Raw genomic sequence first — 14,087 nt, forward strand, 5'->3', positions numbered from 1 at the left:
GAGACGGGCTCGTCCGCAACTGCTACCGTTGCGGTACATATTGCCAAGGAAGCACCATGCCACTGCGTGCGATCGCCTATGTCAGCCGGGCGCTGCCGGATCTCTCCGCTGGACGGCTGCAGGCGCTGGTGGACGATGCGGCCCGCTTCAACAAGATGGCCGGGGTGACCGGCGTGCTGCTGCACGACGGCAGGCGTTTCCTGCAGTACATTGAAGGGCCGCCGGATGGCATCGACTCGGTCTACGAACGCATCCTGCAGGCCGGCAGCCATATCGACATCATTGAACTGGCGCGCGGCCGCCTGGGACAGCGCCAGTTTCCGTACTGGTCGATGCGCGCGCTGCCGGTGGAGGAGGCGCTGTTGCGCCAGCTGTCATCCAGTGACTGGTCGGGTTTTACCCGTACCCTGCAGGGCGATCGCTCCGCACCGACGCCGGTGGATCTGCTCGACAACGTTGTGCAGCCAGCGCTGCACGCCGGCTGAGCGTCAGCGCCAGGTACCGCCGCCGCAATAGGCGGCATGCAGCGCCTGCAGCACGCCCAATGCGGGCCCTTCCTGCATGCGGTAGTGGATGGCCTGCGCTTCGCGCCGGGTCGCCACGATGTCCAGTTCGCGCAGCACGGCCAGGTGCTGCGACAGCGCGGATGCGCTCAATCCGGTCAGCGCCTGCAGTTCCGGTACCGGGGCTTCGCCTTCGACCAGGCGGCACAGCACGCGCAGGCGGGCAGGATGGGCCAGGCGCTTGAGCAGCGCAGCAGCCTGTGCGGCGTGCTCGGCCATCGCGGCGCTGTCGAGCGGGGTGCCGGGCATGGTTGACCTTTTTGTTTAGAAGCGTCTAATTTAGATAAATCTAAATAAAAGGGCAATCCCATGAATGGCGTGAATGAGGGCAGGGCATGAACCTGCCTTGGACTGCGGTGGCTGGCGGGGCGCTGATCGGCGCCGCCGCGGTGCTGTTGCTCGCCACCCTCGGCCGCGTGGCCGGTATCAGCGGGATCGCCGCAGGCATCCTGCGCGCAGCGAATGGCGAGCGCGGATGGCGCTGGGCCTTCCTGTCCGGCCTGCTTGCAGCGGCCGGGCTGGTGCTGTGGTGGCAATCGCTGCCCGACGCGTCGCCGCGGGTACTGCTGCGCGACGCCTTGCCTGCCTGGCAGTTGATCGGCGCCGGCCTGCTGGTGGGCTTCGGCACCCGCTTGGGCAGTGGCTGTACCAGTGGTCACGGCGTCTGTGGCATGGCCCGCGGCTCGAAGCGCTCGCTGCTGGCGGTGCTGGTGTTCATGGCCTGCGCGATGCTGACGACGTTCCTCATCCGCCACGGCGGAGGCCTGGCATGAGCCGCGCGACAGGCGCCGCGGTGGTGGCGGGTGCGCTGTTTGGCGCGGGGCTGGCGCTTTCGGGGATGACCGACGCGCGCCGTGTACTCGGCTTCCTCGACATCGCGGGTGATTTCGATCCCACCCTGATGTGGGTGCTGGGCTCGGCGCTGCTGGTCAGTGCGGTCGGGCAGCGCTGGGTGCTGCGCCGCGCGCAGCCGTGGTTCGCGGTGCGATTCCAGCTGCCCAGTGCGCGTGATGTCGATGCCCGCCTGCTGCTGGGTGCCGCACTGTTCGGTATCGGCTGGGGATGGGCGGGCTACTGCCCGGGACCGGCCATCGCCGGGCTGGCAGTCGCATCGCGTGAAGCACTGTGGTTCGTGCCTGCGATGCTTGCAGGTTTCTGGCTGCACGATCGCGTCGTCCGTTGAGGCTTCACCCCTGTGTCACCCTGCGTGCGGTCAGATCCAGGGTTCACGGGGAAAGGAGCGCAACGACATGGTTCGGATGAAGTGGACGGGCAGGGCAATGCTGGCGGTCGCACTGGCCGCTGCGGTGGCACCGGCGCTGGCCTGCACGCGCGCGGTGTACCTGGGCGACAACGGCGATGTGATCACCGCGCGCTCGATGGACTGGAAGGTCGACGTGGCGACCAACCTCTATGTACTGCCGCGCGGCATCGCGCGCACCGGCCAGGCCGGGCCGAAGTCGCTGGCCTGGACGGCACGCTATGGTTCGGTGGTGGCCACTGGCTACGACGTATCGACCACCGATGGTATGAACGAGAAAGGCCTGGTGGCCAACCTGCTGTGGCTGGTCGAATCGGAGTATCCGCAGCAGCGCGGCAACAAGCCGGGCCTGGCGATCTCGCTGTGGGCGCAGTATGTGCTGGACAATTTCGCGACCGTGGACGAGGCGGTGGCGGCGCTGAAGCGTGAGCCGTACTCGATCGTCACCGACAAGGTGCCGGGCGAGGACCGCCAGGCAACGCTGCACCTGTCGCTGTCCGATGCGACCGGCGACAGTGCCATCGTCGAGTACATCGGCGGGCGCCAGGTGATCCACCATGACCGCCGCTACCAGGTGATGACCAACTCGCCGATCTTCGAGCAGCAGCTGGCACTCAACAGCTACTGGCAGCAGATCGGTGGCACGGTGATGCTGCCGGGTACCAACCGCTCGTCCGACCGCTTCGCGCGTGCGTCGTTCTACATCAACGCCATTCCCAAGGCCGAGGATCCGGTGGAAGCGCTGGCCAGCGTGTTCAGCGTGATCCGCAATGCGTCGGTGCCGTACGGCATCACCACGCCGGGCGAGCCGAACATCTCATCGACGCGCTGGCGCACGGTGGCCGACCACAAGCGGCGGTTGTACTTCTTCGAATCGGCGCTGACCCCCAACACCTTCTGGGTCGATCTGAACAAGGTCGATTTCGGCGGCCAGGTGCTCAAGCTCGACCTTGGGAAGGACCAGCGCAATACGTTCGCCGGCGATGCACTGGGCCACTTCGTACCCAGTGCACCGTTCGCCTTCCTCGGCGTCGACGGCTAGCGCGAGGCCTGGTCCGGCGCGTCCTTCGGATAGACCGCCAGCACGCTGCAGCCCGGGCGGGCGAAGCGCGGCGTGCTGGCGCGCATGTCGCCGGGGATTCCGGACGGCGTCTCCACGATGCGATCGCCCGGGTTGCCACAGATCAGGCCGTTCTGGAACCCGGACTGGAATTCCACCGAGGTGGCCCCGGCCAGGATCGAGCAGCTGCCGGCCAGTTCGACACGGTAGTAGCGGTTGCCGCCATTGCGGCGCGGATTGGTCTCCACCACCACGCCCTGGGGATCCTCGTTCCAGCTGCGCACATGGCGGGTGGCGAAGCAGAATGCTGGCGAGGCCTGGAAGGTATGGCGCGGGCTGCTGCCGCCACGGCTGGACTTGCCCGTGGCGGTCACGTTCACCTGCGGCAGGGTGGCCGCGTACAGGCGGCTGCTCTGGCGTGCGGTGCTGGCGAACTCTCGGTTGTCGATGGGGGTGACACTGCCGACGCCGCAGCGGCGGCCATCCACCATCACCTGTTCGCTGGGACGGCCGCAGGCCCAGCCCGAAGGTGCCTCCAGCCGCAGTGCGCTGGCTTCGTTGACGCCCGGGCAGGCTGCGCTGAAATCGATGCGGTAGGCCTGGCCCTTGCCGTCACGGACCGCGATGGCGGTCGGCGTCTCCTGCTCGACCTGGCGTACGTCACGTGCGTCCAGGCAGTGCGGTGCAGGTGCGATGCGCTCGGCGGCCGGTGGCGTGGATGGAGCCTGGGCCAGGACGGCCAGGGGGAAGACGCTGGCCAGTGCCAGCGGAAGCAATCGGATCATGCTGTTCATCCTGCCATCCCTGCGTCTGGAACCGTCTGGAACATAGCATGGCCGGTGCCGGGGCCGCGTTGCAGGGAAATGTCAGCACGCGCACACTCGTCACATGGGCGCGATCTTCCACCTGCGGCACTACGGCCAGGCCACCGGCCTGGACCGCCACGACTATGCGCAGTGGGTGCTGCCGCTGCAGGGCGAATTGCAGTTCGAGATGGAGGGGCGCGGTGGGCGCCTGGACCTGCTGCAGGGGGCGTTCGTTGCAGCCGGCGAAGCGCATGACCAGATGGCCGACGGTCCCAATGGTTTCGTGATTGTCGATTGCGCGCCCGGTGTGCTCGATGACGATACCCAGCAGCACCTGTGCCGCCAGCGCTGGCTGCATCTGCCACTGGCGCTGCGGCAGCGCCTGGCGCAGGTGCGTGAGGGCCAACCGTTGCCGCCCCTGCTGCCGCAGCTGCTCCAGGTGTTCGCACCGGCGGGCAGTGGTGCGCGCATGCAGGGCCTGTGCGCGGCGGTGCAGGTCGATCCGGGCCAGGCGTGGCCGGTAGCACGCATGGCCGCCTTTGTCGGTGTCAGCGAGAGCCGGTTGCATGCGCTGTTCCAGCGCGAGTTCGGGCTGAGTCCTCAGGCTTGGCTCAGTGCCAGCCGGTTGCGTTGGGCCAAGCACCAGCTGCGTACCAGTGCGGCGCCGATCAGCGATATCGCGCTGGCCGCAGGCTATTCCGAGCAGAGTGCACTGACCCGCGCGCTGCGTCGTGAGTGCGGGCAGACGCCGGCCGCCTGGCGCAGGAGCGCCGGACTGTAGCGTCGAGCCACGCTCGACTGCTTCTGCACCGACCACCTCGCGAACGGCAGTCGAGCATGGCTCGACGCTACAAAGGCGGGAGGGCAGTAGCCTGGGTCAAGAGCGGCCCGCTGGCGAGCGCTTACACTGCGCGGCCTGTTCTCTCCCCCCGAAGAACCCGAATGCGCAACAATCCGATGGCCCTGGGCATCGCCAATGGCGTTGCCGCTGGCGCGCTGTGGGGCGTGGTCTTTCTCGCGCCCGCCGTGCTGCAGTCGTTCAATGCGTTGCAACTGTCGGCCGGTCGCTACCTGGTCTATGGCCTGATTGCCGTCGCTCTGTTGCTGCCCCGCTGGAAGCGGTTGGCACCGCGGCTGGGCCGTGCCGAATGGTTCGGGCTGCTGTGGCTGAGCCTGGCCGGCAACCTGGTGTATTTCCTGCTGCTGGCCACGGCCGTGCAGTGGGCCGGTGGCGCGGCGGCATCGCTGATCGTCGGCCTGATTCCGGTGGTGGTCACCCTGGTCGGCGTGCGCGAGCAGGGCGCGGTGCCGTTGAAGCAGCTGCTGCCGGCGCTGGGCCTGTGCGTGCTCGGCGTGGCGCTGGTGGGCTGGGAAGCCCTGATGTCCGAACACCTCGCAACACCGTGGCGGCAGCGCCTGATCGGCCTGCTCTGTGCATTCGGTGCGCTGTTCTCGTGGGCGCTGTACTCGATCGGCAACAGTCGTTGGCTGGCACGCCGGCCGGATCTGTCCAGCCACGACTGGTCGTTGCTGACCGGCGTCACCACCGGCGGCCTGGCCCTGCTGCTGGTGCCGATGGCCTTCATCGGCCATACCGGCAGCCACACGACGGCACAGTGGGGTGGCTTCTGGGCGATCAGTGCGGGCGTGGCAGTGGTGGCCTCCATCCTCGGCAACGCGTTCTGGAACCGCGCCAGCCGCCTGCTGCCGCTGACCCTGACCGGGCAGATGATCGTGTTCGAGACCCTGTTCGCTTTGCTGTACGCGTTTGCCTGGCAGCGACGCTGGCCTTCGCTGCTGGAAGCGCTGGCGATCGTGTTCCTGGTGGCCGGCGTGATGCTGTGCGCGCATGCCCATCGCACGCCGCGGGCGATCGCCGAACGTGCCGGCTGAATGCGGCCGTCAAGCGTACTGATGGTCGCTTGGTCTCAGATGCAACCAAATGCCGGCACGTTGGCCGATGATCGCGGCAACGATTTTTTGCATCGCAGCACTTGACAGCGGCCCGGCGCACGGTGTTTTCTGTGCGTCATGGTTCTTGATGCCGCCCACGCCAGCCTGATCGCCCCCGCCACCGCGGGCCGTTCGACTGCGCCGGTCGCCACCACCACCATTACCACCACCACCGTCACCACTGCCCTGGTGCGGCCCGTCGTCTTCGTGTAACTCCCGAAAACCACGGCCCCGCACCATCCAGGTGGCGGGGAAACTCGACACCTGCATGCGACGGGGCCTCCTACCGAGGTCTGCATGTCTTCCCACGCCCCCGCCCATCCCGTTGCCCCGGCCGATCTGGCTGCGCCGTCCACTGTCGTGCACAAGTTCGGCGGCACCTCGGTGGCCGATGCCGAACGCTATCGCCATGTTGCCGGCCTGCTGCTGGCCCGCCCCGAATCGCTGCAGGTCACTGTCGTCTCCGCGATGAAGGGGGTCACCGACGCGTTGATCGAACTGGCGCAGCTGGCGGCCAAGGGCGATGAAGGCTGGCGCGAGGCCTGGCATGCGCTGCGCGCGCGCCATCGCGGCGCCGCCGTGGCGCTGCTGGGCGAGCAGGTGGGCGAGACCGTCGAGTGGATCGACGCCCGCTTCGATCAGCTGGCCGAAGTATTGGCGGCGCTGGCGGTGATCGGCGAGCTGCCGCGCGAGGTGCTGGACCGCGTGCAGGGCTTGGGCGAAGTGTTCTCCGCACAGCTGTTAGGCACCCACCTGCGTGCCTTGGGCGAAGACTGCGCTGTGCTCGATGCGCGCGAGGTGCTGGTGGTCGGGCATGGCGAACTGGGCGTCGATGTCGACTGGGAAGCCAGCGCCGACCGCCTCGCCAAGTGGCGGCTGCAGCATCCGCAGCCGCGCCTGGTCGCCACCGGTTTCGTCGCGCGTGATCGCGATGACCGCATCACCACCCTGGGCCGCAACGGCAGCGACTACTCCGGTGCGATCTTCGCCGCGCTGTTCAACGCCGATGAACTGCATATCTGGACCGACGTCGACGGCGTGCTGTCAGCCGACCCGCGGCTGGTGCCCGAAGCCGTGCAGCTCGAATCGCTCAGCTACGACGAGGCCTGCGAACTGGCCTACTTCGGCGCCAAGGTGGTGCACCCGCAGACGATGTCGCCGGCGATCCGGCTCGGCCTGCCGATCTTCATCCGCAATACGTTCCAGCCGGCGCATCCGGGCACGCGCATCAGTGCCGAGCGCTCGCCGCGCGGGCCGGTGAAGGGCCTGACCCTGAGCCCCGGCTTGGCCCTGTTGAACCTGGAAGGCACCGGTCTGATCGGCGTGCCGGGCACTGCAGAGCGCGTATTCGCCGCCCTGCGCCAGGCGCAGGTGTCAGTGGTGATGATCTCGCAGGGTTCGTCGGAACATTCGATCTGCTGCGTGGTACGCGCCGCCGAAGCTGCGCGCGGCCGCGAGGCGCTGCTGCATGCGTTCGCGCACGAGCTGTCGGTGGGCCAGGTGCAGCGCGTGCAGGTCAGCGAGGGCGTCAGCGTACTGGCGGCGGTGGGTGACGGCATGGCCGGTCAACCCGGCGTGGCGGCGCGCCTGTTCGAGGCACTGGGCCGTGCGCAGGTGAACATCCTGGCGATCGCGCAGGGTTCGTCCGAACGCAACATCTCGGTGGCGGTGGACAGTGCCGATGCCACCCGCGCCCTGCGCGCCGCGCATGCTGGGTTCTGGCTGTCGCCGCAGACCTTCGCGGTGGGTGTGATCGGGCCGGGCAACGTCGGCGCCGCGCTGCTGGACCAGCTGCTGGCTGCGCGCCCGCAGCTGCTGGCCAAGGCCAATGTCGACCTGCGCCTGCGCGCGCTGGCCTCGCGTTCGCGCATGCGCCTGGATGCGGATGGGCTGCATGCCGACTGGCGCGAAGCCCTTCAGCAAGCGGGCGAGTCCAGCGATCTGGATCGCTTCACCGAACACCTGCTGGCCGCGCACCTGCCGCATGCGGTGGTGATCGACTGCAGTGGCAGTGCCGAGGTGGCCGAGCGCTATGAGGGTTGGCTGGCAGCCGGCATCCACGTGGTGACCCCGAACAAACAGGCCGGCGCCGGGCCGCTGCCACGCTACCAGCGCATCCGCGCGGCTGCGGCGGCCAGTGGTGCGCGCTTCCGCTACGAGGCCACGGTGGGCGCGGGCCTGCCGGTGATCACCACGCTGCGTGACCTGGTCGATACCGGTGACGAGGTGCTGGCCATCGAAGGCATCTTCTCCGGCACGCTGGCCTGGCTGTTCAACCGCTTCGATGGCAGCCTGCCGTTCTCGCAGCTGGTCGCGCAGGCGCGGTCGATGGGCTACACCGAGCCGGACCCGCGCGATGATCTTTCGGGCGTGGACGTGGCGCGCAAGCTGGTGATCCTGGCCCGCGAAGCCGGCCACGCGCTCAGCCTTGAGCAGGTGGACGTGGAAAGCCTGGTGCCGGCGCTGCTGCGCGAGGGCAGCGTGGATGACTTCATGGCGCGGCTGGGCGAGTCCGACGCCAGCCTGCTGCAACGCCTGCAGGATGCGCGGGCACGGGGGGCGGTGCTGCGCTATGTGGCACGGCTGGGTGCCGACGGCGCCTCGGTCGGCCTGCAGGAACTGCCGGCCGATCATGCCTTCGCCAACCTGCGGCTGACCGACAACGTGGTGCAGTTCCGCACCCGTCGCTACTGCGACAACCCGTTGGTGGTGCAGGGGCCGGGTGCGGGTCCGGAAGTGACGGCAGCGGGTGTGTTCGCGGACCTGCTGCGGGTCGCCGCCGGTGAAGGGGCGCGGCTGTGATCGCACGTGCGTTCGCGCCCGCCTCGGTGGCCAACGTGGCAGTGGGCTTCGACATTCTCGGCCATGCCATTGCCGGTGTCGGCGATACCGTGAGCGTGCGCCGCATCGAGGAACCGGTGGTGCGGATCGACGCGATCCGAGGCAGCGCGGTCGCGCTGCCACTGGACGCCGCCGGCAACACCGCGGGGGCCGCGCTGATGTCGCTGCGCGAAGGCCTGGGCCTGGATTTCGGTTTCGCGGTCGAGATCGAGAAGGGCATCCCGTTCGGTTCCGGCATGGGCGGTTCAGCAGCGTCCAGTGTCGCGGCGCTGATTGCCGCCAACGCGCTGCTGGATGTGCCGCTGTCGCGCGAGGCGCTGTATCCGTTTGCGCTGGACGGTGAGGCGGTGGCCAGTGGCGGCCGCCACGGTGACAACGTCGGCCCGCTGCTGCTGGGTGGCCTGGCGTTGTGTACGGGCGATCGCCTGTTGCCGATCCCGGTGCCCGCCAGCTGGCACAGTCTGCTGGTGCATCCGCACGCGGTGCTGGAAACGCGCCGTGCCCGCCAGGCCCTGCAGGGCAGCTATGCGCTGGGCGAGTTCGTGGCACAGAGCGCGAACCTCGCGCTGGTGCTCAGTGGCTGCCATCGCAGTGACGCGGCGCTGGTACGCGCGGGCCTGCGCGATGTGCTGGTCGAACCGCGACGGGCCGGATTGATTGCCGGCTTCGAAGCCGCCCGTGATGCGGCGCTGTCGTCCCATGCAATGGGCGCGGGCATCTCAGGTGCCGGACCCAGCGTGTTCGCCTGGTTCGAGGATGCCGACCAGGCGCGTGCCGCTGCGGCGCCGGTGCAGGCAGCGTTCGCTGCGGCCGGCTTCGACAGTGACGCCTGGGTATCGCCGCTGGATGCACCGGGAGCCCGCTTGTGCTGAATCCTTCCCCATTACTGGATACCGAAGCCATGCAATTTGTTTCGACCCGCGGCCAGTCTCCGGCCGTCGGCCTCAGCGCGGCGATCGCCGCCGGATTGGCGCCCGATGGCGGGCTGTATGTCCCCGCGCTTCTGCCGGCCGCCCGCGAACTGCAGGCCGGGGTGAGCCTGGCCGATACCGCCGCCGATCTGCTGTCACCGTTCTTTGCTGGCGACGCACTTGAGGCTGCGCTTCCGGCGATCTGCCGCGAAGCGTTCGACTTCCCGGTGCCGCTGCGTGCGCTCGGCGATGGTGACCACGTGCTGGAGCTGTTCCATGGGCCGACGGCGGCGTTCAAGGACATCGGCGCGCGCTTCCTGGCCGGTACGCTGTCGCGGCTGCAGGCCGGCAAGGACCGCGATCTGACGATCGTGGTCGCCACGTCCGGCGATACCGGTGCCGCCGTTGCGGCGGCCTTCCATCGCCAGCCGGGCGTGCGCGTGGTGGTGCTGTATCCGGATGGTCGCGTATCTCCGCGCCAGGCACACCAGCTCGGTTGTTTCGGCGACAACATCCAGGCCCTGCGTGTGGCCGGTGCGTTCGACGATTGCCAGGCGATGGTCAAGCAGGCGCTGGCCGACCGCGAACTGCAGGCGCAGGTGCCGTTGAGCTCGGCCAACAGCATCAGCCTGGGCCGACTGCTGCCGCAGATGAGCTACTACGCGCATGCAGCGTTGACCCACTACGCCGCGCATCGTCGCCGGCTCAATCTGGTGGTGCCGACCGGCAACCTGGGCAACGCGATGGCGGCGGTGCTGGCGCGCGCGCTGGGCATGCCGATCGGCCAGATCGTGCTGGCCACCAATGCCAATGCCGTGCTGCCGGCGTACTTCAATGGTGGCGACTACCAGCCGCAGGCCAGTGTGGCGACGGTGGCCAATGCAATGGACGTGGGTGCGCCGAGCAACTTCGAGCGACTGCGCTGGCTCTACCACGGCGACGACGCGGAACTGCGTGCTGCGTTCCGTGCGTTCGCGGTGGATGACGTGACCATCCGCGCGACGATTGCGGCAGCGCATGCCAGCCGCGACGAGCTGTTCTGCCCGCATACGGCGACGGCGGTGAAGGTGCTGCAGGACCTGCGTGCGCGCGGTGCCAAGGGCGACTGGGCAGTGGTGGCCACGGCGCATCCGGCCAAGTTCGAGGCCGTGGTCGAGCCGCTGATCGGCGAAGCGGTGGCGGTGCCGCCTGCGCTGGATGCGTTGCTGCAGCGGCCGGCGCACGCCGAACCGTTGGCGGCTGACTATGCGGCGCTGCGCGACGTGCTGCTGCGTTGATCGGAGAGGGACGCGGTTGCCGGCCAGCGGTCGGCACTACCAGGGAAATGCAGTCGGGTAGTGCCGGCCGCTGGCCGGCAACCCCACGGACCGCGATGCAGTCAGATCAATCCTTCACCGGCCAACGTGCGCAGCCCGTCCTCGTCGAGGATCTCCACCACGTTCAGGTGGGGCAGGGCGATCAGCCCCTGCTGGCGCAGCTTGGTGAAGGTGCGGCTGACCGTTTCCATGGTCAGGCCCAGATGGTCGGCGATATCGCCGCGGCCCATCGGCAGCGATACGCGCAGGCCGTCGCCACCCAGCTTGGCCTCGCGCGCGGCCAGGCGCAACAGGAAATCGGCCAGCTTCTCGGCCGGCTGCAGGCGAGCCAGTGCCAGCGCAGCATCCTGTGCGGCATCCAGTTCCTGGCAGGCGCGCTGCAGCAGCTTGCGCTCCAGGTGCGGGAAACGGCTGCGCAGGGCCTTCATCTGTGGCAGCGCGACGCGGCATACGCGGCTGTCGGCGATGGCCTCGATGTCGTAGCGGTGGTGGTCGCTGCCGCTCAGGCCCAGGTAGTCGCCGGGCAGCACGAAGCCGTTGATCTGGCGGCGGCCGTCGGCCAGGGTGCGCACCAGGCGCAGTGCGCCGGCAGTCAATGTATAGACATGGTCACGCTCTTCGCCGGTGCGGGCCAGCGTGCTGCCCATGCTGACCTGCTGTGAGACGGTGACCTGTTCCAGCGCCTGCACTTCATCGGGCGACAGCGCCGAGCACACCGCAAGGTGGCGAACCGAGCAGTGCAGGCAGTCCAGCGTGGTGCAGGACGGCGAGGCGGGATCGTTGGTGGCGGGCGGAGCGCCGGAAGGCCGTGACATGTTGCGGGGGGCGTATCGCGGGCGGGGAGGGCCTTATGATACTTCAAGCGGCCGTTCGACCCTGCCCGTGGCGGGGGCGCTAGAATGTCGCCCCCTCCCACGTCCCGTTCCAGCAGGAGTTCCGCCCGTGATCAAGCCCCGTACCCCGCCCGGCACCCTTGAACTGCTGCCGCGCGAGCAGATTGCGTTCCAGCGCATGCTGGACGTCATCCGCCGCAACTACGAGCGCTTCGGGTTCCTGCCGGTGGAGACGCCGGTGTTCGAGCTGTCCGACGTGCTGCTGACCAAGTCCGGCGGCGAGACCGAGCGCCAGGTGTACTTCGTACAGTCCACCGGCGCGCTGGCGAACGCGGCCGAATCGGGCGACCGTTCGCTGCCGGAAATGGCGCTGCGCTTCGACCTGACCGTGCCGCTGGCACGCTACGTGGCCGAGCACGAACACGAACTGACCTTCCCGTTCCGCCGCTACCAGATGCAGCGCGTCTACCGTGGCGAGCGTGCCCAGCGCGGCCGTTTCCGCGAGTTCTACCAGTGCGACATCGACGTGATCGGCAAGGACAGCCTGAGCGTGCGGTACGACGCCGAAGTGCTGGCGGTCATCCACGCGGTGTTCTCGGAACTGCGCATCGGTGACTTCAGCATCCAGCTGAACAACCGCAAACTGATGCGCGGCTTCTTCGAGAGCCTGGGCGTGGCCGAAGGCGAGCGCCAGCTGGCGGTGCTGCGCGAAGTGGACAAGCTGGACAAGCGCGGCGCCGATTACGTGCGCGAGACGCTGGTGGGCGAGGGCTTCAACATCCCGGCCGAACAGGTCGAGAAGATCCTGGCGTTCGTCGCCGTGCGTTCGCAGGGCCATGCCGATGCGCTGGCGCAGCTGGCCACGCTGGAAGCCGACGCCGGTTCTTCGGAGATCCTGCGTACCGGCGTCGCCGAACTGCGCGAAGTGCTGCAGCTGGTGCAGGCGCTGGGCGTGCCGGAAAGCGCGTACTGCCTGAACTTCTCCATCGCGCGCGGCCTGGACTACTACACCGGCACCGTCTACGAGACCACGCTGACTGACCACCCGCAGATCGGCTCGATCTGCTCGGGCGGCCGTTACGAAGACCTGGCCAGCCACTACAGCAAGTCAAAGCTGCCGGGTGTGGGTATCTCCATCGGCCTGTCGCGCCTGTTCTGGCAGCTGCGCGAGGCCGGCCTGATCGACGGCATCGAAGCCAGCAGCGTGCAGGCGCTGGTGGCGCTGATGGACGAGCAGGGCATGCCGCAGTCGCTGGACATCGCGCGCCGCCTGCGCGCCGGTGGCATCAACACCGAAGTGCAGATGGAGCCGAAGAAGATCGGCAAGCAGTTCCAGTACGCGGCCAAGGCCGGCATCCGCTTCGTGGTGCTGGCCGGTGAAGACGAGCTGGTGCGCGGCGTGGTGGCGGTGAAGGACCTGCTGCGCGAACAGCAGTTCGAAGTGTCGCGCGACGAGCTGGCCAGCACCCTGCTGGTGGAGCTGGAGCAGTCCAGGGCGATGGTGTGAAGCCTGCTGCCGCAGGGGTACTCACCGTGCTCCTGCTGGCGGGCTGCCAGAGTGACCCTGTGCTGCGCAGTGCCCGGATGGGCCCGGCACAGTACCGGCTGCAGGTTGACCGCTGCCACGTGATCGACCGTGCGCAGCTTGAGGCTGACCTGCAGGCCTTGGCTTTGCGGAAGTGCCCGGCGGGCGCAGGGGCGTTGCAGAACATCCAGTCCCTGCCGAGTCGGCAGGGCAGCCTGTTCGGCGAATGCCTGCGGCGCGGGGCGTTGCAGGCCGAGGTGCGCTGTCCGCCCTGAGTCGGGCCAGGTCGTTGATTTGAAAGCAGAACGCCCGCCCCTTGGTGGGCGTTCTGCGTTTCTGGACGAAGTGCAGTAGAGCATGGCTCGACTCTACGAAAGCCGTTCTCGATCACTTTCCCAGCGAGATCCAGCAGATCGCGGCCAACTGTCGAAGGCGGGGAGGGTTCGGTGGCAGGGGTGTGAGCGGCATGGATGCCGCGACCAAGCCCCCATGGATGGGTTTACGGCGTCCCCTGCCACCGGACGCTCCCCGCCAACGCTCAGGAAATCAGCATTTGCTTTTGCCCTGGCTCTTGGCGGGTGCAGGGCAGCAGCCCTGCCGCCCCCTCAAGCCTCGATTTGACGCACTGCGCAAGAATGCGCTAATGTACTAACGCGCTATTACATTGATGCATGGAAACGACCCCGTGAAAGCCCGCCCCGAGATTGCCGCCAAAGACCCGAAGGCCGACCTGGAAGCCCTGGCCCGGGCCTTTGCCGCCCTGCGCGAGCCGGAACAGGTCGAGGCCTTCCTGCGTGACCTGTGCACCCCGGCCGAGCTGGAAGCCATGGCTGACCGCTGGAAGGTGGTGCCGCTGCTGCAGCAGGGCGTGCCGTACCGCGAGATCCACGAGCGCACGGGCGTCAGCGTGACCACCACCGGACGGGTGGCACGCACGCTCGAGCATGGCCATCGAGGCTATGCCGCCGCCATCGACCGCCTTGCTTCGCGCTGATCCGCGCCCCGTTCCGAACTTCGA

General features: G+C 68.4%; 16 protein-coding genes. 13 read left to right on the top strand and 3 right to left on the bottom strand.

Annotation, left to right across the window (positions count from 1 at the left end):
* The first annotated feature begins 56 nt into the window (after positions 1-56).
* Positions 57-485: a BLUF domain-containing protein gene (locus ACZK1G_RS09875; protein WP_049445870.1), complete on the top strand. Its 429-nt coding sequence runs from the start codon at positions 57-59 to the stop codon at positions 483-485.
* Between the two features lie 3 nt (positions 486-488).
* On the opposite strand, the gene ACZK1G_RS09880 is transcribed toward ACZK1G_RS09875, so the two are convergent.
* The gene (locus ACZK1G_RS09880) at positions 489-812 is read right to left on the bottom strand and encodes an ArsR/SmtB family transcription factor (RefSeq protein WP_049445873.1); all 324 of its coding nucleotides are present in this window, start codon (positions 810-812) and stop codon (positions 489-491) included.
* A gap of 86 nt (positions 813-898) precedes the next feature.
* Here ACZK1G_RS09880 and ACZK1G_RS09885 point away from each other — a divergent pair, with 86 nt between their 5' ends.
* From ACZK1G_RS09885 to ACZK1G_RS09895, 3 genes are all read left to right on the top strand, one after another.
* Positions 899-1,336, top strand: coding sequence for a YeeE/YedE family protein (locus ACZK1G_RS09885; RefSeq protein WP_049445875.1), 438 nt, complete (start codon positions 899-901; stop codon positions 1,334-1,336).
* Positions 1,333-1,746, top strand: a complete 414-nt coding sequence (locus tag ACZK1G_RS09890; protein ID WP_101765363.1) for a DUF6691 family protein — start codon at positions 1,333-1,335, stop codon at positions 1,744-1,746. Before ACZK1G_RS09885 ends, ACZK1G_RS09890 begins: the two co-directional genes overlap by 4 nt.
* A 67-nt stretch (positions 1,747-1,813) precedes the next feature.
* A complete protein-coding gene (locus ACZK1G_RS09895) occupies positions 1,814-2,866 on the top strand; it encodes a linear amide C-N hydrolase (protein ID WP_014036995.1) in 1,053 nt (350 codons plus the stop codon).
* Here the strand turns inward: ACZK1G_RS09895 and ACZK1G_RS09900 are convergent.
* The gene (locus ACZK1G_RS09900) at positions 2,863-3,669 is read right to left on the bottom strand and encodes a DUF6491 family protein (protein WP_233490857.1); all 807 of its coding nucleotides are present in this window, start codon (positions 3,667-3,669) and stop codon (positions 2,863-2,865) included. The genes ACZK1G_RS09895 and ACZK1G_RS09900 overlap by 4 nt on opposite strands.
* Positions 3,670-3,772: 103 nt before the next feature.
* Here ACZK1G_RS09900 and ACZK1G_RS09905 point away from each other — a divergent pair, with 103 nt between their 5' ends.
* The 6 genes from ACZK1G_RS09905 to thrC all read left to right on the top strand — a co-directional run bounded on the left by ACZK1G_RS09905 (position 3,773) and on the right by thrC (position 10,672).
* Complete coding sequence (locus ACZK1G_RS09905; protein ID WP_014036997.1) at positions 3,773-4,471, top strand: helix-turn-helix transcriptional regulator; 699 nt, start codon at positions 3,773-3,775, stop codon at positions 4,469-4,471.
* A 161-nt stretch (positions 4,472-4,632) separates the two neighbouring features.
* A complete protein-coding gene (locus tag ACZK1G_RS09910) occupies positions 4,633-5,583 on the top strand; it encodes a DMT family transporter (protein ID WP_101765365.1) in 951 nt (316 codons plus the stop codon).
* Positions 5,584-5,721: 138 nt separating this feature from the next.
* Positions 5,722-5,856: a hypothetical protein gene (locus ACZK1G_RS09915; RefSeq protein WP_005413160.1), complete on the top strand. Its 135-nt coding sequence runs from the start codon at positions 5,722-5,724 to the stop codon at positions 5,854-5,856.
* An 84-nt stretch (positions 5,857-5,940) separates the two neighbouring features.
* Positions 5,941-8,445, top strand: a complete 2,505-nt coding sequence (gene thrA, locus ACZK1G_RS09920; RefSeq protein WP_101765366.1) for a bifunctional aspartate kinase/homoserine dehydrogenase I — start codon at positions 5,941-5,943, stop codon at positions 8,443-8,445.
* On the top strand, positions 8,442-9,356 hold the full coding sequence (locus ACZK1G_RS09925) for a homoserine kinase (RefSeq protein ID WP_101765367.1): 915 nt from the start codon (positions 8,442-8,444) through the stop codon (positions 9,354-9,356). The genes thrA and ACZK1G_RS09925 overlap by 4 nt, the downstream gene beginning before the upstream one ends.
* A gap of 29 nt (positions 9,357-9,385) precedes the next feature.
* Positions 9,386-10,672: a threonine synthase gene (thrC, locus tag ACZK1G_RS09930; protein WP_101765368.1), complete on the top strand. Its 1,287-nt coding sequence runs from the start codon at positions 9,386-9,388 to the stop codon at positions 10,670-10,672.
* A gap of 101 nt (positions 10,673-10,773) precedes the next feature.
* Here the strand turns inward: thrC and ACZK1G_RS09935 are convergent, their stop codons facing one another.
* Positions 10,774-11,526 (bottom strand): Crp/Fnr family transcriptional regulator, encoded by a 753-nt coding sequence (locus ACZK1G_RS09935; RefSeq protein WP_010482595.1) that lies wholly within the window; start codon positions 11,524-11,526, stop codon positions 10,774-10,776.
* 127 nt (positions 11,527-11,653) lie between these two features.
* Here ACZK1G_RS09935 and hisS point away from each other — a divergent pair, with 127 nt between their 5' ends.
* The 3 genes from hisS (at position 11,654) to ACZK1G_RS09950 (ending at position 14,063) form a co-directional block, all read left to right on the top strand.
* Positions 11,654-13,051: a histidine--tRNA ligase gene (gene hisS, locus ACZK1G_RS09940; RefSeq protein WP_049444882.1), complete on the top strand. Its 1,398-nt coding sequence runs from the start codon at positions 11,654-11,656 to the stop codon at positions 13,049-13,051.
* Between the two features lie 26 nt (positions 13,052-13,077).
* Positions 13,078-13,344, top strand: a complete 267-nt coding sequence (locus ACZK1G_RS09945) for a hypothetical protein (protein WP_233490858.1) — start codon at positions 13,078-13,080, stop codon at positions 13,342-13,344.
* Between the two features lie 410 nt (positions 13,345-13,754).
* Positions 13,755-14,063, top strand: a complete 309-nt coding sequence (locus tag ACZK1G_RS09950; protein ID WP_005416326.1) for a YerC/YecD family TrpR-related protein — start codon at positions 13,755-13,757, stop codon at positions 14,061-14,063.
* The last annotated feature ends 24 nt before the right edge of the window (positions 14,064-14,087 follow it).

This window comes from Stenotrophomonas sp. 109824_Sma (assembly GCF_056480025.1).

What these genes read in the sequence shown, in the direction of transcription:
- ACZK1G_RS09875 (WP_049445870.1), top strand. Translation starts at nt 57, where the DNA reads ATGCCACTGCGTGCGATCGCCTATGTCAGCCGGGCGCTGCCGGATCTC.
- ACZK1G_RS09880 (WP_049445873.1), bottom strand. Translation starts at nt 812, where the DNA reads ATGCCCGGCACCCCGCTCGACAGCGCCGCGATGGCCGAGCACGCCGCA.
- ACZK1G_RS09885 (WP_049445875.1), top strand. Translation starts at nt 899, where the DNA reads ATGAACCTGCCTTGGACTGCGGTGGCTGGCGGGGCGCTGATCGGCGCC.
- ACZK1G_RS09890 (WP_101765363.1), top strand. Translation starts at nt 1,333, where the DNA reads ATGAGCCGCGCGACAGGCGCCGCGGTGGTGGCGGGTGCGCTGTTTGGC.
- ACZK1G_RS09895 (WP_014036995.1), top strand. Translation starts at nt 1,814, where the DNA reads ATGGTTCGGATGAAGTGGACGGGCAGGGCAATGCTGGCGGTCGCACTG.
- ACZK1G_RS09900 (WP_233490857.1), bottom strand. Translation starts at nt 3,669, where the DNA reads ATGATCCGATTGCTTCCGCTGGCACTGGCCAGCGTCTTCCCCCTGGCC.
- ACZK1G_RS09905 (WP_014036997.1), top strand. Translation starts at nt 3,773, where the DNA reads ATGGGCGCGATCTTCCACCTGCGGCACTACGGCCAGGCCACCGGCCTG.
- ACZK1G_RS09910 (WP_101765365.1), top strand. Translation starts at nt 4,633, where the DNA reads ATGCGCAACAATCCGATGGCCCTGGGCATCGCCAATGGCGTTGCCGCT.
- ACZK1G_RS09915 (WP_005413160.1), top strand. Translation starts at nt 5,722, where the DNA reads ATGGTTCTTGATGCCGCCCACGCCAGCCTGATCGCCCCCGCCACCGCG.
- thrA (WP_101765366.1), top strand. Translation starts at nt 5,941, where the DNA reads ATGTCTTCCCACGCCCCCGCCCATCCCGTTGCCCCGGCCGATCTGGCT.
- thrC (WP_101765368.1), top strand. Translation starts at nt 9,386, where the DNA reads ATGCAATTTGTTTCGACCCGCGGCCAGTCTCCGGCCGTCGGCCTCAGC.
- ACZK1G_RS09935 (WP_010482595.1), bottom strand. Translation starts at nt 11,526, where the DNA reads ATGTCACGGCCTTCCGGCGCTCCGCCCGCCACCAACGATCCCGCCTCG.